Here is a 22,917-nt window from a genome sequence, read left to right on the forward strand (position 1 = left end):
AAAATAGCAAAGCTTCCTGCCAGGAGTGGTAGTTCAGTTGGTTAGAATACCGGCCTGTCACGCCGGGGGTCGCGGGTTCGAGTCCCGTCCACTCCGCCACAGATTCCCTTGGGGGTATAGCTCAGCTGGGAGAGCGCTTGCATGGCATGCAAGAGGTCATCGGTTCGATCCCGTTTACCTCCACCAAATTTTGACGGCTGGCTGCAAAGCCAGAAGTTCTAGGAATTGACCCTATCGTCTAGAGGCCTAGGACATCACCCTTTCACGGTGAGTACCGGGGTTCGAATCCCCGTAGGGTCGCCAAGTTTGAAGCGCTGGTAGCTATCTAAAAAATAGCAAAGCTTCCTGCCAGGAGTGGTAGTTCAGTTGGTTAGAATACCGGCCTGTCACGCCGGGGGTCGCGGGTTCGAGTCCCGTCCACTCCGCCATATAAATACCAAAGCCGCATTTATTTCGATAAATGCGGCTTTTTGCTTTGTAGCTGAGATGCCGATTTTTGTGCAACCCAAACCTCATTCAAGAGGCTTTGGGGTTGTCGCTTTGCGCCGATTAGCGTGGAGCCAGGCGAATCGCGCCGTCCAGGCGAATCACTTCGCCATTGAGCATGTCGTTTTCAATGATGTGTTTCACCAACTTGGCGTAGTCTTGCGGGGTGCCTAGGCGGCTGGGGAAGGGGACGCCTGCAGCCAGGGCATCCTGGACTTCCTGGGGCATGCCGAACAGCATGGGGGTGCCAAAAATGCCCGGGGCAATCGTCATGTTGCGGATGCCGCTGCGTGCCAGATCGCGTGCAATCGGCAGGGTCATGCCGACCACACCGCCTTTGGAAGCCGCGTACGCCGCTTGGCCGATCTGTCCGTCATAGGCGGCCACGCTGGCGGTCGAGATCAGCACGCCGCGCTCGCCCGTGGCTTCGGGTTCATTCTGGCTCATGGCCTCCGCAGCCAGGCGGATCATGTTGAAGCTACCCACCAGATTCACCGTGATCACCTTCTGGTACAGCGCCAGGCTGTGAGCGCCGTGCTTGCCCACGGTCTTTTCAGCGGGAGCGATGCCTGCACAGTTCACCAGACCCATCAGCTTGCCCAGTGCGGTCGCTTGCTGCACCACCGCCAGGCCATCGGCCTCGCTGCTGACGTCGCAGCGCACGAAGTGGCCGTTGATCTCTGCCGCGACGGCCTGACCCTTGTCGGCCTGCATATCGGCCACCACCACCTTGGCGCCATGGGCGGCCAGCATGCGTGACGTGCCTTCGCCCAAGCCGGACGCACCCCCTGTGACGATGAAGACCTTGCCTTGGATGTCCATGTATGCTCCTTATATTTCGTTGACGTAAACGTCAATTATGAGAGCGGTGGCAGCCAAATACCAGCACCCAAGGTGCGTGGAGGGACATCGGTCGCGATGCGCAAATGCAGGGGTAAAAAAAAGCCCGGTCAAAAACCGGGCTTGAAGGGATCCAAGAAACGGGGGTTTCGAGAGGATCCAAGGAGACAACTGGGGACCTGAAGAACAGGTCAATGTATGTATTCTAGGGTAAACCCTAGACTTTGTCTAGATGATTGATCAAAGTCTTTGCAAATCAGCTTTTACGGCTGCTGGTCGCGGCGGCCTGCGTGGCCGAAGCGGCGGTGGCGGACACGGCCTTCAGGTTGGCTTCGGCCAGATCGGAGGCTTGCTTGACCGCTTTTTGCACGCTTTCGAAGGCGTTGTTGGCGGCAGACACGGCGCTCTTCATCACGGCCACGGCGGTTTCGGAACCGGCAGGGGCGTTCTTGGCGGTCGATTCCACCAGGTTGTTGAAGCCTTGCTGGAACTCGCCGGCCTTGGCTTCCAGCGTCTTGCTCAGCTCGGTGCTGGTGCTGGTGGCGATGTTGTACAGGTGGCGGTTGTAGGCCGCGGTCTTTTCGGCCAGAGGCTGGAACAGGCTGCTTTGCAGCGCCAGCAGCTCTTGTGCGTCCTTGACGTTCAGCAGGGCCTGGGTGTGGTTGGCGGCTTCGGTCAGGGCGGCGCGCGAAGCGGCCACGTTCAGTTCCACAATCTTTTCCACGCCTTCGAAGGCTTTGGTGGTCAGGCCGAACAGGGTTTCCAGGTTGGCCTTTTGGGTTGCGATGAGTTGTTCAGGTGTGAGTGCCATGGTGATCTCCTTACTGATGAAAAGGGGGAGTGCAGCTGCACCTGAAACTTCAAACTCTATGTTGCAGCGCAGCATGGATGTATTTTTAAGCAAGCTTCACATCGGTGCAAGCACTTTTTTGTGCAATGCAGCAAAAAAAGGTATGAACGGCCACCTTTCCTGTAACCGGCTGTTTTTCTGGGTGTTTACCCGAGGTTGTCGCCTCCAGGGCGGCCACCGGGGCCTGGCGTTTGCACAATCATGGCCTATGACCAGCAAGCCCCAACTCCCTCGGCCCGCGCCCTTGCCCCGCACGGCGTTCCGGGTCTTTCGCGACATCCCCACCCGGTGGTCGGACAACGACGTGTACGGCCATGTCAACAACGTGGTGTATTACAGCTGGTTCGATACCGCCGTGAACGCCTACCTCATCGAGCAGGGGGCGCTGGACATCCACCACGGCAGCACAATCGGCTTGGTGATTGAGACCCAGTGCAACTACTTTGCCCCGCTGGCTTTTCCGCAGACTGTGCAAGCCGGGCTGCGTGTCAGCCAGCTGGGCAACAGCAGCGTGCGCTATGAAATCGGTCTGTTCGCCCAGGGGGAGGAGATGGCCGCGGCCGTGGGGCATTTTGTGCACGTGTACGTGGACAAGGCCTCGCGGCGGCCTTGCGCCTTGCCTGCCGCCTTGCGCGCCGCCCTGGAGCCGCTGGCCGCCTAGGCGCGCTGCCAGCATCCTTGAATTCGATAGCAGTCTGCGCCTGTGCATCAAGGGCAAACGTGGGTTTGGGTGCAGATGTTCTGCCGTAGCCAGGCCAGGGATTGGCCTACACTGTGGCTTTCGCCCTTGCGCCGCACGCCATGATCATTACCAGTCTGCTTGATACCGACCTGTATAAGTTCACCATGATGCAGGCGGTGCTGCACCAGTTTCCCGGGGCTCAGGTGGAGTACAAGTTCAAGTGCCGCAACCCCGGGGTGCAGCTGGCGCCCTATGTGCAGGAAATCCGGGACGAAATCCGGGCCCTGTGCCAGCTGCGCTTCCAGGATGCCGAGCTGGCCTACCTGCGCTCGCTGCGCTTCATCAAGAGCGACTTTGTCGACTTCCTCAGCCTGTTCAAGCTGAACGAGAAGTACATCACCATCACCCCGCAAAGCAATGGCGAGATCGACATCGCCATCCGCGGCCCGTGGCTGCACGTGATTCCGTTCGAGATCCCGGTGCTGGCCATCGTCAACGAGGTGTACTTCCGCAACACCCAGCCCGTACCCGACTTTCTGGAGGGGCGCCGCCGCCTCGATGAAAAGATCCGCCTGCTGCGGGGTGACGGCCTGGAGGGCTTGAAGATTGCCGACTACGGCACGCGCCGGCGCTTCAGCCGCGCCTGGCACGAAGAGGTGCTGCGCGTGCTGTGCGGCAAGCTGGGCACGGGCACCCAGCGCCCGGCCCCGGGCCATGGCCCCGGGCAGTTCGCGGGCACCAGCAACGTGCTGTATGCCATGCGCCTGGGCATCACCCCGCTGGGCACTATGGCGCACGAGTTCTTGCAGGCCTGCCAAGCCCTGGGCCCGCGCCTGCGCGACAGCCAGGTCTTCGGCTTCGAGTCCTGGGCCAAGGAGTACCGGGGCGATCTGGGCATTGCCTTGTCCGATGTGTATGGCATGAGTGCCTTCCTGCGCGACTTTGACCTGTATTTCTGCAAGCTGTTCGATGGCGCGCGCCATGACAGCGGCGACCCGTTCGCCTGGGGCGAGCGTTTGCTGCAGCACTACCGCAACCACCGCGTCGATCCGCTGAACAAGACGCTGATCTTCAGCGATGCGCTGACCGTGCCGCGCACCATCGAGCTGTACCAGCGCTTCCATGGCCGCTGCCAGCTGGCCTTCGGCATCGGCACCAACCTGACCAACGACCTGGGCTACGCGCCGCTGCAGGTGGTCATCAAGATGACGCGCTGCAACGGCCAGCCGGTGGCCAAGCTGTCCGACACGCCGGGCAAGAGCATGTGCGAAGACAAGAAATACCTGGCCTATCTGCGCCAGGTGTTCGAGATTCCCGAGGAGACCAAAGAATGAAATATGCGCGCGCTGCCCTCGTGGCAGGCTGTATGGCGGCCTTGCCCGCCCTGGCCCAGGCGGCCGAACTGGACGGTGCCAGCCTGGCCCTGTGGTGGGCCGTGCCGTTTGCCGGCCTGCTGCTGTCGATTGCCCTGATGCCGTTGCTGCTGCCCAGCATCTGGCACCACCATTTCGGCAAGATCACCGCCGCGTGGGCCTTGGCGTTCCTGGTGCCCCTGGTGCTCATGCACGGGGCGGGCGCGGCGGCGGTCAGCTTTGTGCATGCGCTGCTGGCGGAGTACCTGCCCTTCGTCATCCTGCTGACGGCGCTCTACGTGGTGGCCGGTGGCATCTACATCCGCGGCAGCCTGACGGGCACGCCGGTGCTGAACACGGTCATCCTGGCGCTGGGCGCGGTGCTCGCCAGCTTCATGGGCACGACCGGCGCTTCCATGCTGCTGATTCGCCCGCTGATCCGCGCCAATGCCCACCGCAGCAAGGTGGTGCACATCGTGGTGTTCTTCATCTTCATCGTCTCGAATGCGGGCGGCTCGCTGACGCCCCTGGGCGATCCGCCGCTGTTCCTGGGCTTTCTGAAGGGGGTGGACTTCAGCTGGACCCTGCTGCACATCTGGCCCCAGGCCTTGTTCCTGATCGGTGCGTTACTGGCGCTGTTTTTTGTGCTGGACTGCTGGATGGCACGTGGCGACGTCGCCGTGGCGCAGCCTGCGCAGGCTGCACGCGAGCCCTTGGGCTTTGACGGCAAGCTGAACTTTGCCCTGCTGGGTGCCGTGGTCGGCCTGGTGCTGCTGAGCGGCATGTGGAAAAGCGCAGTGGCCTTCGACATCCTGGGCACCGAAGTGGGCCTGCCCGGCCTGGTGCGCGATATCGGCCTGATCGGGGTGGCACTGCTGTCGCTGGTGCTGACGCCCAAGCAGGTGCATGCCGACAACCAGTTCGGTTGGGGCCCGATGCAGGAGGTCGCCAAGCTGTTCGCCGGCATCTTCCTGACCATCATCCCCGTCATCGCCATGCTCAAGGCCGGTGTGGACGGCCCGTTCGGTGCCGTCGTGCGTGCGGTGACCAACCCTGACGGAACACCCAACATCGCCATGTACTTCTGGGCCACGGGGGCGCTGTCGTCCTTCCTGGACAACGCGCCGACCTACCTGGTGTTCTTCAACACCGCCGGCGGCGATCCGGCCGTGCTGATGACGGCCCTGGCGCCGACGCTGGTGGCCATCTCGGCAGGGGCGGTGTTCATGGGTGCCAACTCCTACATCGGCAATGCGCCCAACCTCATGGTCAAGGCGATTGCCGAAGACCGCGGCGTGCGCATGCCCAGCTTCTTCGGCTACATGCTGTGGTCCACGGCCATCCTGATCCCGCTGTTCGTGGTGATGACTTACATCTGGTTCCTCTAAGCCATGTCGCGTCGCAAAATCCTCATCGCCCGCGCCATCGACCCCCAGGTCGTGGCCTTCTTGCAGCAGCACTTTGACGTCACGACCAACGCGGCGGACACTGTCTGGTCGCCCGCGCAGCTGGCTGCCCAGCTGCAGGGCCAGGACGGCGTGCTGACCACCGGCTCCGAGCGCATTGATGCGGCCCTGCTGGCCGCCTGCCCGCAGCTCAAGGTGGTGGCCAACATGGCCGTGGGCTTCAATAACTTCGACGTGGCCGCCATGGCCCAGGCCGGGGTGCAAGGCACGAACGCGCCCGATGTGCTGACCGAGACCACGGCCGACTTCGGCTTTGCGCTGCTGATGGCCACGGCCCGGCGCGTGACGGAGAGCGAGCACTACCTGCGCGCCGGCCGGTGGACCAAATGGAGCTATGACATGTTTGCCGGGGCCGAGGTGCACGGCAGCACGCTGGGCATCATCGGCATGGGGCGCATCGGCCAGGGCATTGCCAAGCGCGGCGCGCACGGCTTTGGCATGAATGTGATCTACCACAACCGCTCGCGCCTGTCGCCCGCGCTAGAGGCCGAATGCAAGGCGCGGTATGTGAGCAAGGACGAACTGCTGCGCACGGCCGACCATGTGGTGCTGGTGCTGCCGTACACGGCCGAGAACCACCACACCATCGGCGCAGCCGAGCTGGCGCAGATGCAGCCCACGGCCACGCTGATCAACATCGCGCGCGGCGGGATTGTGGACGACGCCGCCCTGGCACAGGCCCTGAAGGCCGGCCAGATTGCCGCCGCCGGCCTGGACGTGTTCGAGGGCGAGCCCTCGGTCCACCCCGCGCTGCTGACGGTGCCGAATGTGGTGCTGACCCCGCACATTGCCAGCGCCACCGTGGCCACGCGCCGCGCCATGGGCCGGCTGGCGGCCGACAACCTGGTGGCCGTGCTGGGCGGGCAGGCGCCGCTGACCCCGGTGAACGCGCCGGATGCCACCGCGCGCGCTGCGCGCTGGGCAGTGTGAAAAAATAGGAGCTGGCGGCGCTTGCCCATCCTGCTTTTCAGGCATGAAAGTGCCTGAATGCAAGTTTTGGCTTGCGCTGCCAGCTCTGTTTTTATAAAGGAATGCACGTGGACTGGATGCCCTGGGTGTTGCTGGCGCTGCTGCTGGCGGTGGTGCTGCTGCAATTGCTGCACTGGTTCCAACCGCGCCCCCAGCCGGCCGACCTGGACCTGCTGGAGCGCCTGGAACACCTGGAGCGCGCCCAGCAGCTGGCGCAGATGGCCGTGGCCAAAAGCGAGGGCGCACTGACCGGCCTGGGCCAGCAGGTGCAAGGCCTGGTGCACAGCCTGGGCCAGAACCAGACCACGGCAGCCGACAGCCTGCGCCAGTTGGTGGACGCCCACATGCAGCGCCAGTTGCAGGAGGCGCGCCACAGCCGGCAGGAGCTGCAGCAGCACTTCACGCAGCTGCAGCAGGCCCTGGGCCAGCAGTTGCAGCGCCTGAACCAGGACAGCCACCAGTCGGCCGAGCAGTTGCGCGGCACGCTCAACGAGCGGCTGGCGACCATCCAGGCCGACAACGCGGCCAAGCTGGAGGAAATGCGGCGCACTGTGGACGAGAAGCTGCACGCCACGCTGGAGCAGCGCCTGGGCGAATCCTTCAAGCTGGTCAGCGACCGGCTGGAGCAGGTGCACAAGGGCCTGGGCGAGATGCAGTCCCTGGCCAGCAGTGTGGGCGACCTCAAGCGCGTGATGACGAATGTGAAGACGCGCGGCACCTGGGGCGAGGTGCAGCTGGGCGCCATCATCGACAACGTGCTGACGCCCGACCAGTACGCCAAGAACGTCAAGACCGTGCCGGACAGCAACGAGCTGGTGGAATTCGCCATCCGTCTGCCCGGGCGCGATGGTGCGCAGCCGGTGTGGCTGCCCATCGACGCCAAGTACCCGGTGGAGCACTACCAGCGCCTGCAGAACGCCATGGACGACGCCGACAAGGCCGGCATGGCCGCGGCGGGCCAGGCACTGGAAAGCTCCATCCGCGGCGAGGCGCGCAAGATTGCCGCCAAGTACGTGGCGCCGCCGCACACCACGGATTTCGCGATCATGTACCTGCCCACTGAAGGCCTGTTTGCCGAGGTGATGCGCCGCCCCGGCCTGGTGGAAGCGGTGCAAAATGAGTGCCGCGTGGTCATCACCGGGCCGGCCAATCTGGCCGCCATGCTCAACAGCCTGCAGATGGGCTTCAAGACGCTGGCGATCGAGCAGCGTTCCTCCGAAGTCTGGGGGGTGCTGGGCCAGGTCAAGACCGAGTTCGCTAAGTTTGGCGAGGTGGTCGAGGCGACGCGCAAATCCATCGATGCGGCGGCCAAGAAGTTCGAGCAGGTCGACGTGCGCACCCGCGCCATCCAGCGCAAGCTGCGCGACGTGCAGGAGCTGCCCGATGCGGCAGCGCTGGCGGCCGCATCGCCTGCCGCACTGCCGCAAGGCCGTGCACCGTCACCGTCCTTGGGGGGCGTGGCGGATTCTGAGGACGAATGAATCTTGTGAATGGATCCTTGCTGCGCCTGATCCTGGCGCAAATCTCCATCCATGCCTGCATGACGGGCATGCGCATGGCGACCCCGCTGCTGGCCCTGCGCGAGGGCTACAGCCCGGCGGCGGTCGGCGTGCTGCTGGCGCTGTTTGCGCTGACCCAGGTGTTTTTGTCGCTGCCCGCGGGGCGCTACGCGGACCGCCATGGGCTCAAGCGCCCGCTGGCCATCAGCGTGGTGGCGGCCAGCCTGGGCGCCGGGCTGGCGGTGATCTTCCCGGTGTACCCGGTGCTGTGCCTGGCGGCGCTGCTCAGCGGCGGGGCCTCGGGGGCCGCCATCATCGCCCTGCAGCGCCATGTGGGGCGCGAGGCGCACGACAAGGTCACGCTGCGCAAGGTCTTCAGCTGGTTGGCGATTGGCCCGGCGGTCTCCAACTTCCTGGGGCCGTTCATGGCCGGCCTGCTGATCGACTATGCGGGCGGCGAGGCGGCCAGCACCACGGGCTTTCGTGCGGCCTTCCTGCTGATGGCGCTGCTGCCGCTGAGTGCCTGGCTGTGGGTGCGCACGGTGCCGGAGCACGCCAGCGAGCCGCCCCCCACCTCGCCGCGCTCCGGCACGGCCTGGGACATGCTGCAGCACCAGGGCTTTCGCCGCCTGCTGCTGATGAACTGGGCCCTGTCGTCGTGTTGGGACGTGCACACCTTTGTCGTGCCCATCCTGGGGCATGAGCGCGGCCTGTCGGCCTCGGTGATCGGCACCATCCTGGGCGCGTTTGCGATTGCGGCGGCTGCCATCCGCGTGCTGATCCCGCTGCTGTCCGAGCACCTGAGCGAATGGAAGGTGGTGCTGGGCGCCATGGTCTGTGCCTGCGTGCTCTTCATCGCCTACCCCTTCATGCCGGGGGCCTGGTCCATGATGGGCTGCTCCGTCGTGCTGGGCCTGGTGCTGGGTTCGGTACAGCCCATGGTGATGAGCATGATCCACCAGATCACCCCGGCGCACCGCCAGGGCGAGGCCTTGGGCCTGCGCATGATGGCCATCAATGGCTCCAGCGTGGTGATGCCGGTGCTGTTTGGCTCGATTGGCACCGTGGTCGGGGTGTCGGCCCTGTTCTGGGCCGTGGGGGCCATTGTGGGCAGCGCCGCGCGCCTGCCCTGGCTGATGGGACAGCACGACCTGAAGCCCGAGCACCTGCCGCCGCAGCCCGAGCGCCACTGCGACTGACACCGGACGCCGGCATCAAAAAAGCGACCCCACAGGGTCGCTTTTTGCTGGTGTAAGGGGCGACTGCCCAGCGCCAGGTAGGCGGCGCGGACTCAGTCCGGCAGGCTGTAGAAGTCCTTGATGATGGCCCAGGCCGCTTCGGGCGTGTCCACGAAGTGGAACAGGTCCACGTCCTGCGGGGAGATCATGCCTTCCTCGATCAGCAGGTCGAAGTTGAACAGTTTCTGCCAGAACGCGCGGTCGAACAGGATGATGGGCACGGGCTTGACCTTGGTGGTCTGCACCAGGGTCAGCACCTCGAACAGCTCATCCATGGTGCCGAAGCCGCCGGGGAAGGCCACCAGCGCCTTGGCGCGCATCATGAAATGCATCTTGCGCAGCGCGAAGTAGTGGAACTTGAAGCACAGCTCCGGCGTGATGTAGCGGTTGCCCTGCTGCTCGTGCGGCAGCAGGATGTTCAGCCCCACATTGGCTGCGCCGGCTTCGTAGGCGCCGCGGTTGGCGGCTTCCATGATGCCCGGGCCACCGCCGGTGCAGATGTAGATGCGCTTGTCCTTGGGCTGACGCTGGCTGTGTTCGGCCACCAGGTGGGCGAAGGCACGTGCGCTTTCGTAGCGCTGGGCATTGCGCACGTCGCGCTCGGCGGTGCGGATCTGGGCGACATCGCCGCTGGCCTGTGCCAGGGCCAGGCGTTCTTGCGCCGTGGCCGCATCCACAAAGCGGGCGCTGCCGTAGACGACGACCGTGTGTTCAATGCCGTGGGCCTGGTGGCCCAGGTCGGGTTTGAGCAGTTCCAGCTGGAAGCGGATGCCGCGTGCTTCGCGGCGGGCCATGAACTCGGGGTCGGCAAAGGCCAGGCGGTAGGCGTCGGGCAACATGGGGTCTGCCACCACGCTGTCGCGCACGGCGGCGGGCGCATCCAGCGGTGCCAGCTCTTCGGCCAGCGAGCGCTCATGCAGGGAAGTCATCGCGTCCATAAATCTCCAATTGCACTGTCACGGGAACAAGGCCTGATCTTCGCAGATTGCAGGCCCCCAGCGACCAAGATGAATGCTGGCTTTGTGGATTTACAGTGGCCGCCCCCGGTTCGGCGTGACCTGTCCGTGTTGCTGTTGCCCAGCCGGTCGCCTGGACATGGGCGCAGCAGGGCCCACGCCTTGGGCGGAGGGAAGGGCTGGGTGGTCCTGCGTCAGCGCAGGGCCTGCACCGTGGCCAGGCCGGCGATGGTCAGCGCCAGCGAGGCGGTCAGGTGCGACACCGTCCAGGCCAGGGCCAGGCCCCAGCGCTGGGCCTGGAGCATGCCCACGACCTCGGCCGAGAAGCTGGAGAAGGTGGTGAGCGCGCCCAGGAAACCGGTGACGATGGCCAGGCGCCAGACCGGATCCAGCTGGGGCAGGGCGTTCAGCCAGCCCACGGCCAGCCCAATGCCGTAGCCGCCGATGGCATTCGCCAGCAAGGTGCCCCATGGCAGGCCGCCGGGGGCACTGAGCCACAGGCCCAGGCGCCAGCGCAGCAAAGCCCCGAGGCAGGCTCCGGTGCAGATGGCAATCACATGCAGCATGGTGTGGTGGGGTATGAAATCGGCATCCAGCCCTTGTCGGGCAAGCGCAGAATGCTCAGTTTTTAGGGGTTTCTTCGGGTTCTTCGTGCTGGGGCTCGTTGGGCACGATGCGGCTGACGCTGGGCGGCACGTCGCGGCCGGCGCGGCGGGCGCGGAACAGGGCGGCCCGCATCAGGAAGATGGTGGTGATGGGCACAGTCACGGCGATGAACACCGCAATCAGCAGGGCGTGCAAGGCCAGGCCCTGGCCCGTAGCGGTGAAGAAGACGAAGGTGGCCCACATGATGAGCCAGCAGCCCATGGTGGCGATGATGGAGGGGGCGTGGACCCGCTCGAAGTAGCTTTTCAGGCGCAGCAGGCCCAGCGAGCCCAGCAGGGCAATCGTGGCACCGCCCAGCACCAGGGCGGCGATCAGCATCTCGGCCCACAGGGGCAGCGGGACTTCGTTCATTCAATCACCTCCCCGCGCAGCAGGAACTTGGCCATGGCGGTCGAGCTGACGCAGCCGAACAGGGCGATCAGCAGCGCCGCCTCGAAGTACATGGACGAGCTGTACAGAATCCCCAGCACCAGCATGGCCAGCATGCCGTTGAGGTACATGCAGTCCAGTGCCAGCACGCGGTCTTGTGCCGACGGGCCCTTGAGCAGGCGCGCCAGCGTGCAGGCCATGGCCAGCACCAGCAGGAACAGGGCCAGGGACAGAACCCATACCAACCATTGGCTCATTCGAAAATCTCCATCAACGGGCGCTCGTACTTGGTCTTGACGTGGTCGATGATCTCTTGCGGATCACCGACCTCCAGCACGTGCAACAGCATCACCGAGCGGTCGCGCGAGATCTCGGCCCAGGAGGTGCCCGGTGTCATGCAGGTGATCATGGCCAGCACCGCCAGGCCATTCGGGTCGCGCAACTCCAGCGGAATGTGCACAAAGGCGGCCGGGTGCTTGCGCATCGAGGGAAAGGCCAGAAAGCGCACCACGTTGAAGTTGGAGATCGAGGTGTCCACCACGGCATTGGCGGCCAGCTTGAGGATGGCCCAGGGGCTGCGCACCCGCACCGGCAGGGGGCGCAGGCCGCGTGTCACCACGGGGATCAGCAGGCCCAGGATGGCGCCGAGCACCAGGTGGCCGGCGCTGACCGAGTGGTTCAGCAGCAGCCACAGCAGGAACAGGGCCACCGACAGCAGGGGTGCAGGAAACAGGAGCTTCATCATGGCTGTGACTCCCGCAGGCTGGTGTTGGGCACGATCTGACCGGGATTGGGAATCGGCTTGGTGGCCATCACGGCCTGGATGTAGGTGCCGGGGGCGTGCAGCGCATTTGCAGCGTTCTGGGTGTATTGCATCACATGGTCGGCCTTGACGGTCAGCACGATGCACAAGGCCATCAGTGCGGCGATCGGCAGGCCTTCAGCCACGCGCAGCTCGGGCGTGCCGCGTTCATGGGTGGCCCAGAAGTGGCGGATGCCGGCGCGTGTGAGCGCGATCAGGGCGAACAGCCCGGTGCTGATCATCAGCGTCAGCAGCACCCAGCCCCATTGGCCCGCCTGGTAGCCGGCGGACTGGCCCAGGCCCATGGGATTGATCAGGTTGGTCAGCATGGCGAACTTGCCGATGAAGCCGGACAGCGGCGGCAGGCCGGTGACCACCAGGGTGCACATGATGAAGGCCAGGCCCAGGAAGGCAGCCGAGGCCGGGATGGCGCGTCCGATCAGCACCCGTTCGTTTTCGTCCAGGTTCAGGCCCTGGGTCGGCACCAGCTCGGCACTGAGGAAGGGCGCTTCCTCGTCTTCGAAGTCAGTCAGCGAGCCATCGTTGCGCCAGCGGTCCATGATGTCGGCCAGCATGAACAGGATGGCCACGGCCAGGGTGGAGCTGGGCAGGTAGTACAGCAGGCCGGCGGTCAGCATGTTCTGGCCAAAGCCGATGGCCGCCAGCAGCGTGCCCGAGGACAGGATGGCGGCATAGCCAGCGAGGTGCGTGAGCCGCGTGGCCGCCAGGGTGCCAATGCCGCCAAACGCCATGGTGAGCATGCCACCGGCAATCAGCCACATCGAGCCAAACGCGGCCGATTCACCGGCCTCGCTGGAGAACATCAGCGTCCACAGGCGCAGGATGGTGTAGATGCCCACCTTGGTCATCAGTGCGAACAGTGCGCCGACCGGGGCGGTGGCGGCGCTGTAGGCCGGCACCAGCCAGAAGTTCAGCGGCCACAGCGCGGCCTTGATCAGGAAGGCCGTGGCCAGGATGCCGGCGGCGGTGTGCAGCAGTCCGCGGTCGGCACTGGAGACATTCGGGATGGCCTGGGCCAGATCGGCCATGTTCAGCGTGCCGGTGATGCCATACAGCATGGACACGCCGATCAGGAACAGCGAGGACGCCGCCAGATTGATGGCGATGTAGTGCAGGCCGGCCTGCACGCGCAGGCGCCCCGAACCGTGCAGCAGCAGGCCGTACGAGGCGGCCAGCATGATCTCGAAGAACACAAACAGGTTGAACAGGTCGGCCGTCAGGAAAGCGCCCGACAGGCCCATCAGCTGCAGCTGGAACAGCGGGTGGAAGTGCACGCCGGCCTTGTGCCAGCGGGCGGCGGCAAACACGCTGGACGCCAGGGCAATGCTGCTGGTCAGCACCAGCATCAGGGCGGTCAGACGGTCCAGGGCCAGGACGATGCCAAACGGGGCCTGCCAGTTGCCCGGCAGGTAGACCCCCAGGGTGGTGCTGGAGCCGGCCTGGTCGGCCCACACCAGCAGGGCGATGGCCACCAGCAGGCCCAGGGCCGTGGCGCCGATGTTGAGCACCACCTTGATGCTCTGGTGCTCTTCCTTCAGGAGCAGCATGAGCGCAGCCACCAACATCGGCAGCATGATGGGGGCCAGCATGAGGTGCGGCATCAGCGATGCCATCCATTCCAGAACCGGACTCATGGCATCTCCTGCACATCGCGCGAGCGGACACCATCCACATGGTCGGTGCCGGTCATGCCGCGCGAGGCCAGCAGCACCACCAGGAATAGCGCGGTCATGGCAAAGCCGATCACGATGGCCGTCAGCACCAGGGCCTGGGGCATGGGGTCGGCGTAGTGGGCCAGGGTTTCAGGGATGCCAGGGCGCAGCACGGGCTCCTTGTCGATCGCCAGCCCTTCGCGGCCCATGCTGAAGATGAACAGGTTGACGGCGTAGGACAGCAGGGACAGGCCCACGATGACCTGGAAGGTACGTGGGCGCAGCAGCAGCCACACGCCCGAGCCGGCGAGGACGCCGATAGCAATGGCCAAGACGGTTTCCATCAGCGGCCTCCTTCCTGCGCAGCTTGCGCTTCTTCCTGCATGCGGGCGTGGTAGCGGTGGCCGCGTACCGATTGGTGGGCAATGGCCGTCAAGATGAGCAGGGTGGAACCCACAACCAAGGTGAAAACTCCTATGTCGAAGAAGGTGGCGCTGGCCAGGTGGATCTGACCCAACCAGGGCAGACTGAAGTGGAAGGTGTGGCTGGTCATGAAGGGGTAACCTGCTGCGATCGAACCCAGACCGGTCAGGATGGCGAACAGCAGACCGAAGCCGATCCAACGGCGTGGATACAGCGGCATGTGCGCCTCCACCCAGTGTGTGCCGGAGATGATGTACTGCAGCAGCAGGGCCACCGAGAACACCAGACCGGCGACAAAACCGCCGCCAGGCTCGTTGTGGCCCCGGATGAACAGGTAGACCGAGACCATGGTGGCAAACGGCAGCAGCAGGCGCACCAGCACCGCAGGCACCATCAGGTAGCCGACGGCCGTGTCCCCCGCATGGCGCGGGTTGATCAGGTCGGTCTGCAGGTCGCCGGGCAGGTAGCGCTGCTGCTCGGGGATGTCCATGGTTTCACGGGCGGGACGGAAGCGCCGCAGCAGGGCATAGACCGTCAGGGCGACGATGCCTAGCACCACGATCTCGCCAAAAGTGTCAAACCCCCGGAAGTCGACCAGCATCACGTTCACCACGTTGGTGCCACCGCCCTCGGTGAGCGCGCGTTCCAGGAAGAAGGTCGAGGTGCTCTCGGGGAAGGGGCGGCTCATCATGGTGAAGGCCAGCCAGCCCACGCCACCGCCGGCGGCCAGGGCAATCAGCAGATCGCGGAGGCGGCGTGCGCGGGCGCGCAGTTCGGTCGACAACGCGGGAATGCGCAGGTTCTTGTCGCGCTTGGGCAGCCAGCGCAGGCCCAGCAGGATCAGCACCGTGGTGACCACTTCGACCACCAGCTGTGTCAGTGCCAAATCGGGGGCGGAGAACCACAGGAAGGTGATGCAGGTGCACAGTCCCGCACCACCCAGCATGATCAGTGCGGCCATCCGGTGGTACTTGGCCTTCCAGGCCGCGCCCAGGGCGCACAGGCCGCCAATCAGCCACAGCACGACAAAGGCGGGGGACAGTGGCAGGTTGGCGCGGTGGCCCAGCTCCAGACCGCGGATCCACAGCGGCAGCACACCGGTGGCCAGAGCCACCAGCACCAGCCACAGCATTTGCCACTGCAGATGGTGCGTGCTGAGCAGGCGCCGTGTGTTGCGCGCCAGCAGGGTCAGGCGGGCGATGACGTTTTCGAACATGCGCTTGCCATTGAGTTGCTGCAGCAGCGGTGCGTCGTACTGGAGCGCCCCCTGCAGGCGCAGCCAGCGCAGGCTGGCGTACAGCGCGATGCCGCCGATCAGGGCCACGATGCTCATCACCAGCGGGGTGTTGATGCCGTGCCAGACCGCCAGGCTGAATGCCGGCAGGTTGCCCCCGACCACCGGCAGCGCTGCGGCATTCAGGAAGTCGCCGACGATCCAGGCCGGGAAGATGCCCACTAGCAGGCAGATCAGCACCAGCAGCTCGACGGGCACGCGCATCCAGTGTGGCGGCTCGTGCGGTTTGCGCGGCAGGTCCTGGGCCTTGGGGCCGAAGAACACATCGGCGGTGAAGCACAGGGAATAGGCCACGCTGAACATGCCGGCGATCGTCGCGGCCAGCGGCAAGGCGATGCTGACCCAGTGGTCCGCATCGACGAACACGGTCTCCGCAAAGAACATCTCCTTGGACAGGAAGCCGTTGAGCAGCGGCACACCGGCCATCGCCGCGCTGGCCACACAGGCCAGGGTGGCAGTCACGGGCATCATCTTGCGCAAGCCCGACAGGCGGTCCATGTCCCGGCTGCCGCTTTCATGGTCGACGATGCCAGCCGCCATGAACAGGGAGGCCTTGAAGGTGGCGTGGTTCATGATGTGAAACACGGCCGCCACGGCCGCCAGCGGGCTGTTCAGGCCCAGCAGCAAGGTGATCAGGCCCAGGTGCGAGATGGTGGAATAGGCCAGCAGCCCCTTGAGGTCGCGCTGGAACATGGCCAGGAAGCCGCCAATCAGCAAGGTGGTGACGCCGGCGCCCCCCACCAGCCAGAACCACTGATCGGTGCCGGACAACACGGGCCACAGTCGTGCCATCAGGAAGACACCAGCCTTCACCATCGTGGCCGAATGCAGGTAGGACGACACGGGCGTGGGCGCAGCCATGGCATGCGGCAGCCAGAAATGGAAGGGGAACTGTGCGCTCTTGGTCAGCGTGCCCAGCAGGATCAGTAGCAGCATGGGCGTGTACAGATCGTGGGCGCGCACCTGCTCGCCCGCGGCCAGGATGTTCTCCAGGTCATAGCTGCCGACGATGTGCCCCAGGATCAGCATGCCTGCAAACATGCACAGACCGCCGGTGCCGGTGACCGTCAGCGCCATGCGGGCGCCACGGCGCGCATCTTGGCGGTGGTGCCAGTAGCCGATCAGCAGGAAGGAAAACAGGCTGGTCAGCTCCCAGAAGAAGACCAGCTGGATGATGTTGCCCGAGAGCACGACGCCCGACATGGCGCCCATGAAGGCCAGCAGGAAGGAGAAAAAGCGCGGCACCGGGTCCGCCGGCGACATGTAGTAGCGCGCATACAGCACCACCAGCGAGCCAATCCCCAGGACCAGCATGCTGAAGATCCAGGCAAACCCGTCCATGCGCACCACGAAATTCAAGCCCAGTGCAGGCAACCAGGTCAGTTCTTGGCGTATCACGCCGCCATCTGCAATCTCCGGAAAGAACAAGGCGGCCTGGATGGCGCACGCCAAGGCAATGATGCCGGCCAGCGTGGACTCCGTGTTGCGCGCATTTGCAGGCAGCACGGCGGCGAGCAGGCTTCCAATGAAGGGCAGAAGGATGAGCGAGATCAGGGGCATGAATTCTTGTTGTGGGGTTCGATGGTCTCGGGTGCTATGGAAATCTGAGCTTAAAAGGCCAATGGCGGATAGCGTACAGCAACAAAAAAGCCCGCCATTGGCGGGCGTTTTTTAAGCATAAATGAGAAATTCACATCTTTTCTGGTTTTTTGCCTGTAGTTTGTACGGGCTTTGCTGTGGAGGGATCCGGGGCGGTGGCTTTAGGTTTGGTGGCGCTTTGGTTGGCCGAGGGCTTGAAGCTCTGCCCGTTGATGGTGAGCCCACCATCAGAAAGCTTGCCGGCCGAAGTGGGTGCTATCCCTTTGACGCGCGCGATCAGGTCGTCCCAGTTCTTGAACGGCCCTTGCTTGCGGGCGTCAATGATGCGGGTGGCGGTGGCGGGACCTATGCCCTTGACCTCCGTCAGCTCGGCCGATGTGGCCTTGTTGGCATCAACGGCTGCAAACGCCAGTGCTGTATAGGCTGCCAGAAAGAAGGCGAGCAACTTTTTAAGCATGGGGTGTCTCCCTCAACAGTTAGAGATGAAATATGTGCACAAAGTGCATGCCCATGCTAAGAGACTGCAGCGGTTGGATGAAGTGGGGAGGGCTGGAATTCTGGCTGATCGGTGCCTGATGGATCAAAGGTTGGGCGGCTGTCTTGGGGGGCGGTTAGATTGGTGGGTTGCTTGGAGGGTACCTGCCTGTGGTGGTGGCCTTCACGATCGCCCCTCCAGGAAGTGAGCAGGTCCTTATTCACCGCGTGCTGCATCGGTGGGTGATGGACTGGCTGGCGCGAACGGGTACAGCATGCCATGGCGCCGAGGCCATTGAGCTTTCCTGGGGTAAAACTACAAAAGCGTGTGAGCTTGGAAAAAAATGCTCAACTTTCTGCGGCGGCTGCCGAAGAGAAACTTGTTCGTATTTTTAAAGGCATGGTCTATGTTGCTAGTAAGCCCCAGTTCTACAGGTTCTGCCCATGCGCAACCCGAAGCCCGCTCCTGCACCTTTCAGATGCCTGTGTTCAAGCCTGGAACGCGCGTGCTGCGGGCGGGGCGCGAGGAAACCGTGAGTCACGTGGTGCTGCGGCGCCGTGAAATGATGGTCTACCTGATCGGGCACGAAGAACCCGTGAAGCCCGAGCGCCTGAGTCTGACGCCGACGTGGTTCACCACGACGCGCCGCCCCGAAACCCTCAGCTGGTATCTGTAAGCGGCAGGCATAAAAAAAGCTCCCTCAGGGGAGCTTTTTTTATGCCGCTTGCGTGGCCATGACCTGTCCCAGGCGCACGGGGCTCGCAGCCTGCCATGCAGGGTTGAACTCCAGCGTGCTTTTCGGGGTCAGTAGCACAATCGTGGACCCCAGCAGGAAGCGGCCCATCTCCGCGCCCTGCGCCAGTTGGATGTTCTGGTCCTCATAGCGCCATTCACGAATCTTTCCTGGGCGCGGGGGGTTGACCACGCCATGCCAGGTGGTGGCCATGCTGCCGACAATGGTGGCCCCCACCAGCACCATGACGAAGGGGCCGAAGGCTCCGTCAAACACGCAGACCACGCGTTCGTTGCGTGCAAACAGTCCCGGAACCCCGCGCGCCGTGGTGGGGTTCACGGAAAACAAATCGCCCGGGACGTGGATCATGCGCAGCAACCGGCCGGCACACGGCATGTGGATGCGGTGGTAGTCTTTGGGGCTCAGGTAGATGGTGGCGAAATGGCCATCCTGGAATTGCGCTGCCAGCTGTGCGTCGCCGCCGACCAGGGCCTGCGTCGAATAGTGGTGGCCCTTGGCCTGAAAGATCTGGTCACCGGCAATCTGGCCCAGCTGGCTGATGGCGCCGTCCACCGGGCAGATCCAGTCTGCAGTCGCCAGGGGGCGGGCATCTGGCTTGAGCGCCCGTGTGAAGAAGGCGTTGAAGCTGGGGTAGGCGGCCGGATTGGGGTCGAGCGCCTCGGACATGTCAACGTTGTAGCGCTTGATGAACCAGCGGATCACCGATGTGGTGGTCGCCCCGCCTTGCAGGTTGGCGAGGCGCCCCATCAATTGCGTGAGTGCCTGTTTGGGCAGAAGGTATTGGGGGATAACCGAGAGACGATCAGACACAGGCAGCCATAAGGAGGGGAAAGTGGGGGATTCTATCGGCCAGTGCTGCGGTAATGATGGGGAGTGACACCAAGTGCTGCAGGCTGCCGGCACAATGGCGAGGCGTTCTGTGTGGGCGGCTGTTGCCGACCATGCCAAAGTGTGCCATGCCTGATTCCCTGAAAAACTCCCCTCTTACCACCCTGGAAGCCAACCGCACCCCGCTGAGCCGCTGGAGCTTGTGGCTGCGCAACTTTCTGCCGGCCTCAGTCCGGATTGGCTACGCCGAAGCCTTGCGCATGTCGGTGGGGGTGGCCTTGGGTATCTTGATCACTGGTGTTTTGTCGCGCTGGTGGGCAGAGGTTCCTGCAGGCATGTGGATGGTCTCGTCCTTGGGAGCGAGTGCGGTCCTGCTGTTTGGCATGCCTGCCAGTCCATTGGCCCAGCCTTGGCCGGTGGTGGGGGGGACGGTGTTGTCAGCGTTGGTGGGGGCCGCATGTCAAGCTCTGATTCCCGATGTTGCAGTGGCGTGTGCTGTGGCTGTGGGCTTGTCGGTGATGTTGATGGTGCCGTTGCGCTGCATGCATCCCCCGGGCGCGGGGTTTGCGGCCTATGTGGTGCTGGAGCACATCAATGGTGTGACCCTGGTGCTTTTCCCCATCCTGTTCAATGTTGCGGTGCTGTTGGTGTGTGCGGTGATCTACAACGCCATCACGGGGCGGCGTTACCCCCATCCCCAGCACAGTTTGCGGCGTGGCTTTGTCGCTGATGGGCAAGGGCTGTTTGCGGCGGAGGACCTGGATGCTGCGCTGCAGCACTACAACCAAGTGTTGGATATCAGTCGTGCTGATTTGGAGGGTTTGTTGCACGTGGCTGGGCGCTCTGCTTTCAACCGCAGTTTTGGCAATCTGCGCTGTGCGGACATCATGTCCCACCCTGTGTTTGCCGTGGAACCCGGTGTCTCGCAGAAGGAGGCCTGGGCGCTGATGCGCCAGGAGCACGTCAAGGCCCTGCCCGTGGTCCAGTCGGACGGTGTGGTGGTCGGCATGGTCAGCATGAGCGATTTCGTGCGCCAGGCTACCCTGGATGCGCCGGAGAGCATCGGGCAGCGATTGCGGCATTTGGTGACTGGGCGCAGCTTCAGCAAGTCTCGGGTGGAAGAGCTGATGGATGCGGATACGCCCGTGGTGCAGGAGGATTGTCTGCTGGTGGACTTGGTCCCCATGTTCTCTGCGGGGGGGTGCCACCATTTGCCGGTAGTGAGTGCGCAGCGCAAGCTGGTGGGCATCGTGACCCAAACCGATTTGATTCGCGCATTGAGCGCCGCCATCAGTGTGCCCACCGCGCGGCCAGTCTGATGCGCAACGTTGCACAATGCGCAAGAACCAGGGTTTGCAATGGAAATAGGCCGCAGCAGCTACAATTGGGCGCTATTTTTTGCGGCGTACCTGCTGCTTTTGGTTCCGTTGGCCCTCTGTTCAGTTTGCGCCGTGCGCAAGCTTTCATTCAGCAGCGTTGATTGGGTGCCCCAGTCAACGCAGGTTTGAAACAAAGGCGCGGCAAACAGACTCCTATTGATACACAGTGATTGAACATGGCAAAAGAAGAATTGATTGAGATGCAAGGCTCTGTGACCGAAGTGTTGCCAGACTCGCGTTTTCGCGTGACGCTGGACAACGGTCACCAGTTGATTGCATACACCGGCGGCAAGATGCGCAAGCACCACATCCGCATTCTTGCGGGCGACAAGGTTTCGCTGGAAATGTCGCCCTACGATCTGACCAAGGGTCGCATCACCTTCCGCCACTTGCCCAACCGCGGGCCTGCGCCGACCACATCGCGTTGATTCGCCAAAGCCTGATTTTTTGTCAAAGTCATCAAAAAGAGGGCTTATAATCTGAAGCTTGTCGGAGCGTAGCGCAGTCTGGTAGCGCATCTGCTTTGGGAGCAGAGGGTCGCGAGTTCGAATCCCGCCGCTCCGACCATTGGATCAAGGGGTTAGCTCATACGGGCTAACCCCTTTTGTCTGTCTGCGTGCACAGCAGCAGTACCGAGCATTTCTTAGATGGCAACTAATCGCAGGCTCGCCACATCCTGCATCTTTTGTCTGCACATGGCATGTGCGTGCAGTGCAAAGCCAGTACCCCCCCAGAAACCCTCGGCATGTGGCATACACCCTTACGTGTGGTGTTTGTGATCCTGCTGGAAAGCCTGCGTGCTTCGCAAGTTGCAGCAAATGCGCAAGGCCTTGAATACCAGCCAGTCTGAGCTTGGTCACGCACTTTTCTGGGTGTGTGCAGGGCTGCTTGTGCGCTTCTCTCATAAGGCGATAGCCCTATGAAGGTGAGCTAAGACCGGAGCCGTGTCCTGTCTGTGATGCTTGCAATTGCGAAAAGCCATTCGCTGCTTGCGTCCCCAAGCATCAGTGTGAACCTGCGTCGCTCCGTTGTCCTGTTGCCTTTTGAGTACTTGAGTTGCCTGTGGACTGCCCGTTCCTGGGGGTTGGCGCTTGACACGGTGGTCGACGATGGCCCTATCGTCATCTCAATCATCAGCGGCCTGTGCATTGCCTGGTTGAGCAAGAACCTCCGGCACCCGAGGACCTCGAATCCTGAGCATGCGCAGTTGCCGTCCTGCGGCCGCCGCAGTTGCTTCGGACCACCTTGCTTGTCTCCAAGGCTGTCATGTTTGTGATGGCGTTGTTCCGAGTGCAGCTTGGGTTCAACGATGCGGGTGCCTGGGCAGCTTCATCGCCTGTTGGGCTGACATTCGCGGGCTGTGGAGTGCGTTCGGTGCTGCTTTGATGGACGGCAAAAATCGTTGGCTGGCTGCAGGAGCTGCACCTGATGCAACCCTGGCGGCGCTGGCACTCTAAGGCTTCTCGCAGTGCTTGTTGTTCAGCGGACTGTTCCGTTACGTCGGTCTGTGATCATTCAGCACAGTGTGCATAACTGGTGGAATTCTTGTTGCTGAGGTCAATCATCGCTGTATCAGTAGCACAGAGTTTGTTCTGTGCATTTTGATGATTTTGTGAGCATCAGACGCTGATCTTGCAATGCTTTAAGGTGAATTTGATTAGATTCCATTTGTTAGCAAACGCAGATTGCTATTTTTTTCATAGTTAATGGCGACAGTGCATCCGTGATGCCATCTTTGGCCATGAACCAGTCGCAGGGCTTTCTCAAACGGTTGTTGGCGAGCAGGGGGGGGCTTGCAGGGCGTGAAGCGAAGCATGCGGTGTGAACGAGTCAGCAGCCTGGGGGGCAGCTGGCTACGCGTTCTGGTGCTGGGATTGCCGGCCAATCCGATACCAAGCTTCGCTGGATGCGAAGACTGGTATTCAGCAGCCGGGTTGCCGTTGTCGTGGATGAAAAAGCCCGCACAAGGCGGGCTTGGTCAGGCGGTGCGGCCAGCAACAAGTGCCGCAGCAACCGCAGCTGTTGAATCGCTTATCGGACGTCTGCGCAGGACTTGGCAGCACGCACGCTGATGGCAACGGCTTTGGGGAAGCGCTTCATGGCATCTTCCAGCGCTGCAAACGTACTGGGGAATAGGGCTGTGTAGTAGGCCCCTGCCACTTTGATGATGCATCGCTTCATGGGTGTCTCCTTGATCTCGGCGGGTACTTACCATTTGTCGACCATTTTGTATCAAACTGAAACAAATATTTGTAACAGCACCCTGTCCGTGTGCCCATCCAGTCAAGGCGCTCGTGCGCTGGGCCTGGTCCGGCCG

22 protein-coding genes and 5 tRNA genes are annotated in these 22,917 nt (G+C 63.2%); 14 read left to right on the forward strand and 13 right to left on the reverse strand.

Annotated elements, in window-relative coordinates; all coding sequences use genetic code 11:
• Window positions 1-22 precede the first annotated feature (22 nt).
• The 4 genes from FYM52_RS00005 (at window position 23) to FYM52_RS00020 (ending at window position 428) form a co-directional block, all read left to right on the forward strand.
• Window positions 23-99, forward strand: a tRNA-Asp gene (locus tag FYM52_RS00005).
• Window positions 100-110: 11 nt separating this feature from the next.
• Window positions 111-186, forward strand: a tRNA-Ala gene (locus FYM52_RS00010).
• Between the two features lie 41 nt (window positions 187-227).
• Window positions 228-303, forward strand: a tRNA-Glu gene (locus tag FYM52_RS00015).
• A gap of 48 nt (window positions 304-351) precedes the next feature.
• Window positions 352-428: transfer RNA gene (locus FYM52_RS00020), tRNA-Asp, on the forward strand.
• Between the two features lie 121 nt (window positions 429-549).
• Here the strand turns inward: FYM52_RS00020 and FYM52_RS00025 are convergent.
• Window positions 550-1,308 carry a 3-hydroxyacyl-CoA dehydrogenase gene (locus FYM52_RS00025; RefSeq protein WP_154162581.1) on the reverse strand — a complete coding sequence of 253 codons (759 nt, stop codon included), beginning with the start codon at window positions 1,306-1,308 and terminating at the stop codon, window positions 550-552.
• Window positions 1,309-1,582: 274 nt separating this feature from the next.
• Window positions 1,583-2,137: a phasin family protein gene (locus tag FYM52_RS00030; protein WP_154162582.1), complete on the reverse strand. Its 555-nt coding sequence runs from the start codon at window positions 2,135-2,137 to the stop codon at window positions 1,583-1,585.
• A gap of 247 nt (window positions 2,138-2,384) precedes the next feature.
• Between FYM52_RS00030 and FYM52_RS00035 the strand changes: the two genes are divergently transcribed.
• The 6 genes from FYM52_RS00035 to FYM52_RS00060 all read left to right on the forward strand — a co-directional run bounded on the left by FYM52_RS00035 (window position 2,385) and on the right by FYM52_RS00060 (window position 9,343).
• Window positions 2,385-2,837, forward strand: coding sequence for a thioesterase family protein (locus FYM52_RS00035; protein WP_154162583.1), 453 nt, complete (start codon window positions 2,385-2,387; stop codon window positions 2,835-2,837).
• A 140-nt stretch (window positions 2,838-2,977) separates the two neighbouring features.
• Complete coding sequence (gene pncB / locus FYM52_RS00040; RefSeq protein WP_154162584.1) at window positions 2,978-4,192, forward strand: nicotinate phosphoribosyltransferase; 1,215 nt, start codon at window positions 2,978-2,980, stop codon at window positions 4,190-4,192.
• Window positions 4,189-5,598 (forward strand): sodium:proton antiporter, encoded by a 1,410-nt coding sequence (locus FYM52_RS00045; protein ID WP_154162585.1) that lies wholly within the window; start codon window positions 4,189-4,191, stop codon window positions 5,596-5,598. The genes pncB and FYM52_RS00045 overlap by 4 nt, the downstream gene beginning before the upstream one ends.
• 3 nt (window positions 5,599-5,601) lie before the next feature.
• Window positions 5,602-6,606, forward strand: a complete 1,005-nt coding sequence (locus FYM52_RS00050; protein ID WP_154162586.1) for a D-glycerate dehydrogenase — start codon at window positions 5,602-5,604, stop codon at window positions 6,604-6,606.
• Between the two features lie 101 nt (window positions 6,607-6,707).
• On the forward strand, window positions 6,708-8,126 hold the full coding sequence (gene rmuC / locus FYM52_RS00055; RefSeq protein WP_154162587.1) for a DNA recombination protein RmuC: 1,419 nt from the start codon (window positions 6,708-6,710) through the stop codon (window positions 8,124-8,126).
• A 5-nt stretch (window positions 8,127-8,131) separates the two neighbouring features.
• On the forward strand, window positions 8,132-9,343 hold the full coding sequence (locus tag FYM52_RS00060; protein ID WP_162524603.1) for an MFS transporter: 1,212 nt from the start codon (window positions 8,132-8,134) through the stop codon (window positions 9,341-9,343).
• A 92-nt stretch (window positions 9,344-9,435) separates the two neighbouring features.
• On the opposite strand, the gene FYM52_RS00065 is transcribed toward FYM52_RS00060, so the two are convergent.
• The 9 genes from FYM52_RS00065 to FYM52_RS00105 all read right to left on the reverse strand — a co-directional run bounded on the left by FYM52_RS00065 (window position 9,436) and on the right by FYM52_RS00105 (window position 17,621).
• Window positions 9,436-10,320 (reverse strand): TIGR00730 family Rossman fold protein, encoded by an 885-nt coding sequence (locus FYM52_RS00065; RefSeq protein ID WP_154162589.1) that lies wholly within the window; start codon window positions 10,318-10,320, stop codon window positions 9,436-9,438.
• 212 nt (window positions 10,321-10,532) lie between these two features.
• Complete coding sequence (crcB, locus tag FYM52_RS00070) at window positions 10,533-10,904, reverse strand: fluoride efflux transporter CrcB (RefSeq protein ID WP_154162590.1); 372 nt, start codon at window positions 10,902-10,904, stop codon at window positions 10,533-10,535.
• Window positions 10,905-10,959: 55 nt separating this feature from the next.
• Complete coding sequence (gene mnhG, locus FYM52_RS00075; RefSeq protein ID WP_154162591.1) at window positions 10,960-11,355, reverse strand: monovalent cation/H(+) antiporter subunit G; 396 nt, start codon at window positions 11,353-11,355, stop codon at window positions 10,960-10,962.
• The gene (locus FYM52_RS00080; RefSeq protein WP_042417154.1) at window positions 11,352-11,630 is read right to left on the reverse strand and encodes a K+/H+ antiporter subunit F; all 279 of its coding nucleotides are present in this window, start codon (window positions 11,628-11,630) and stop codon (window positions 11,352-11,354) included. The genes mnhG and FYM52_RS00080 overlap by 4 nt, the downstream gene beginning before the upstream one ends.
• Entirely contained in the window at window positions 11,627-12,118 is a 492-nt protein-coding gene (locus FYM52_RS00085; protein ID WP_042417152.1) for a Na+/H+ antiporter subunit E, read from the reverse strand. Before FYM52_RS00085 ends, FYM52_RS00080 begins: the two co-directional genes overlap by 4 nt.
• A complete protein-coding gene (locus FYM52_RS00090; protein WP_154162592.1) occupies window positions 12,115-13,830 on the reverse strand; it encodes a monovalent cation/H+ antiporter subunit D in 1,716 nt (571 codons plus the stop codon). The genes FYM52_RS00085 and FYM52_RS00090 overlap by 4 nt, the downstream gene beginning before the upstream one ends.
• Window positions 13,827-14,192, reverse strand: coding sequence for a Na+/H+ antiporter subunit C (locus FYM52_RS00095; protein ID WP_043386774.1), 366 nt, complete (start codon window positions 14,190-14,192; stop codon window positions 13,827-13,829). The genes FYM52_RS00090 and FYM52_RS00095 overlap by 4 nt, the downstream gene beginning before the upstream one ends.
• The gene (locus tag FYM52_RS00100; protein WP_154162593.1) at window positions 14,192-17,125 is read right to left on the reverse strand and encodes a monovalent cation/H+ antiporter subunit A; all 2,934 of its coding nucleotides are present in this window, start codon (window positions 17,123-17,125) and stop codon (window positions 14,192-14,194) included. The genes FYM52_RS00095 and FYM52_RS00100 overlap by 1 nt, the downstream gene beginning before the upstream one ends.
• A gap of 130 nt (window positions 17,126-17,255) precedes the next feature.
• Complete coding sequence (locus tag FYM52_RS00105; RefSeq protein ID WP_154162594.1) at window positions 17,256-17,621, reverse strand: helix-hairpin-helix domain-containing protein; 366 nt, start codon at window positions 17,619-17,621, stop codon at window positions 17,256-17,258.
• A gap of 424 nt (window positions 17,622-18,045) precedes the next feature.
• Here FYM52_RS00105 and FYM52_RS00110 point away from each other — a divergent pair, with 424 nt between their 5' ends.
• Complete coding sequence (locus FYM52_RS00110) at window positions 18,046-18,315, forward strand: hypothetical protein (protein WP_043386780.1); 270 nt, start codon at window positions 18,046-18,048, stop codon at window positions 18,313-18,315.
• A 39-nt stretch (window positions 18,316-18,354) separates the two neighbouring features.
• Here FYM52_RS00110 and asd read toward each other — a convergent pair whose 3' ends face one another.
• Window positions 18,355-19,203, reverse strand: a complete 849-nt coding sequence (gene asd, locus FYM52_RS00115) for an archaetidylserine decarboxylase (RefSeq protein WP_162524604.1) — start codon at window positions 19,201-19,203, stop codon at window positions 18,355-18,357.
• 146 nt (window positions 19,204-19,349) lie between these two features.
• On the opposite strand from asd, the gene FYM52_RS00120 reads away from it, so the two are divergent.
• The 3 genes from FYM52_RS00120 (at window position 19,350) to FYM52_RS00130 (ending at window position 21,167) form a co-directional block, all read left to right on the forward strand.
• Window positions 19,350-20,540, forward strand: coding sequence for an HPP family protein (locus FYM52_RS00120; protein ID WP_154162596.1), 1,191 nt, complete (start codon window positions 19,350-19,352; stop codon window positions 20,538-20,540).
• A gap of 236 nt (window positions 20,541-20,776) precedes the next feature.
• Window positions 20,777-21,028 (forward strand): translation initiation factor IF-1, encoded by a 252-nt coding sequence (gene infA, locus FYM52_RS00125; RefSeq protein ID WP_042417215.1) that lies wholly within the window; start codon window positions 20,777-20,779, stop codon window positions 21,026-21,028.
• 62 nt (window positions 21,029-21,090) lie between these two features.
• Window positions 21,091-21,167 (forward strand) — tRNA-Pro (locus tag FYM52_RS00130).
• A gap of 1,464 nt (window positions 21,168-22,631) precedes the next feature.
• Here FYM52_RS00130 and FYM52_RS18695 read toward each other — a convergent pair.
• Window positions 22,632-22,781, reverse strand: a complete 150-nt coding sequence (locus tag FYM52_RS18695; RefSeq protein ID WP_162858913.1) for a hypothetical protein — start codon at window positions 22,779-22,781, stop codon at window positions 22,632-22,634.
• Window positions 22,782-22,917: the final 136 nt, after the last annotated feature.

Source organism: Comamonas sp. CAH-2 (assembly GCF_009668305.1).
Classification (GTDB): domain Bacteria; phylum Pseudomonadota; class Gammaproteobacteria; order Burkholderiales; family Burkholderiaceae_C; genus Comamonas; species Comamonas aquatica.

Bases quoted from the DNA above. Each gene is read 5' to 3' on its own strand.
- FYM52_RS00025 (WP_154162581.1), bottom strand. From the start codon at position 1,308: ATGGACATCCAAGGCAAGGTCTTCATCGTCACAGGGGGTGCGTCCGGC.
- FYM52_RS00030 (WP_154162582.1), bottom strand. From the start codon at position 2,137: ATGGCACTCACACCTGAACAACTCATCGCAACCCAAAAGGCCAACCTG.
- FYM52_RS00035 (WP_154162583.1), top strand. From the start codon at position 2,385: ATGACCAGCAAGCCCCAACTCCCTCGGCCCGCGCCCTTGCCCCGCACG.
- pncB (WP_154162584.1), top strand. From the start codon at position 2,978: ATGATCATTACCAGTCTGCTTGATACCGACCTGTATAAGTTCACCATG.
- FYM52_RS00045 (WP_154162585.1), top strand. From the start codon at position 4,189: ATGAAATATGCGCGCGCTGCCCTCGTGGCAGGCTGTATGGCGGCCTTG.
- FYM52_RS00050 (WP_154162586.1), top strand. From the start codon at position 5,602: ATGTCGCGTCGCAAAATCCTCATCGCCCGCGCCATCGACCCCCAGGTC.
- rmuC (WP_154162587.1), top strand. From the start codon at position 6,708: ATGCACGTGGACTGGATGCCCTGGGTGTTGCTGGCGCTGCTGCTGGCG.
- FYM52_RS00065 (WP_154162589.1), bottom strand. From the start codon at position 10,320: ATGGACGCGATGACTTCCCTGCATGAGCGCTCGCTGGCCGAAGAGCTG.
- crcB (WP_154162590.1), bottom strand. From the start codon at position 10,904: ATGCTGCATGTGATTGCCATCTGCACCGGAGCCTGCCTCGGGGCTTTG.
- mnhG (WP_154162591.1), bottom strand. From the start codon at position 11,355: ATGAACGAAGTCCCGCTGCCCCTGTGGGCCGAGATGCTGATCGCCGCC.
- FYM52_RS00080 (WP_042417154.1), bottom strand. From the start codon at position 11,630: ATGAGCCAATGGTTGGTATGGGTTCTGTCCCTGGCCCTGTTCCTGCTG.
- FYM52_RS00085 (WP_042417152.1), bottom strand. From the start codon at position 12,118: ATGATGAAGCTCCTGTTTCCTGCACCCCTGCTGTCGGTGGCCCTGTTC.
- FYM52_RS00090 (WP_154162592.1), bottom strand. From the start codon at position 13,830: ATGAGTCCGGTTCTGGAATGGATGGCATCGCTGATGCCGCACCTCATG.
- FYM52_RS00095 (WP_043386774.1), bottom strand. From the start codon at position 14,192: ATGGAAACCGTCTTGGCCATTGCTATCGGCGTCCTCGCCGGCTCGGGC.
- FYM52_RS00100 (WP_154162593.1), bottom strand. From the start codon at position 17,125: ATGCCCCTGATCTCGCTCATCCTTCTGCCCTTCATTGGAAGCCTGCTC.
- FYM52_RS00105 (WP_154162594.1), bottom strand. From the start codon at position 17,621: ATGCTTAAAAAGTTGCTCGCCTTCTTTCTGGCAGCCTATACAGCACTG.
- FYM52_RS00110 (WP_043386780.1), top strand. From the start codon at position 18,046: ATGTTGCTAGTAAGCCCCAGTTCTACAGGTTCTGCCCATGCGCAACCC.
- FYM52_RS00120 (WP_154162596.1), top strand. From the start codon at position 19,350: ATGCCTGATTCCCTGAAAAACTCCCCTCTTACCACCCTGGAAGCCAAC.
- infA (WP_042417215.1), top strand. From the start codon at position 20,777: ATGGCAAAAGAAGAATTGATTGAGATGCAAGGCTCTGTGACCGAAGTG.
- FYM52_RS18695 (WP_162858913.1), bottom strand. From the start codon at position 22,781: ATGAAGCGATGCATCATCAAAGTGGCAGGGGCCTACTACACAGCCCTA.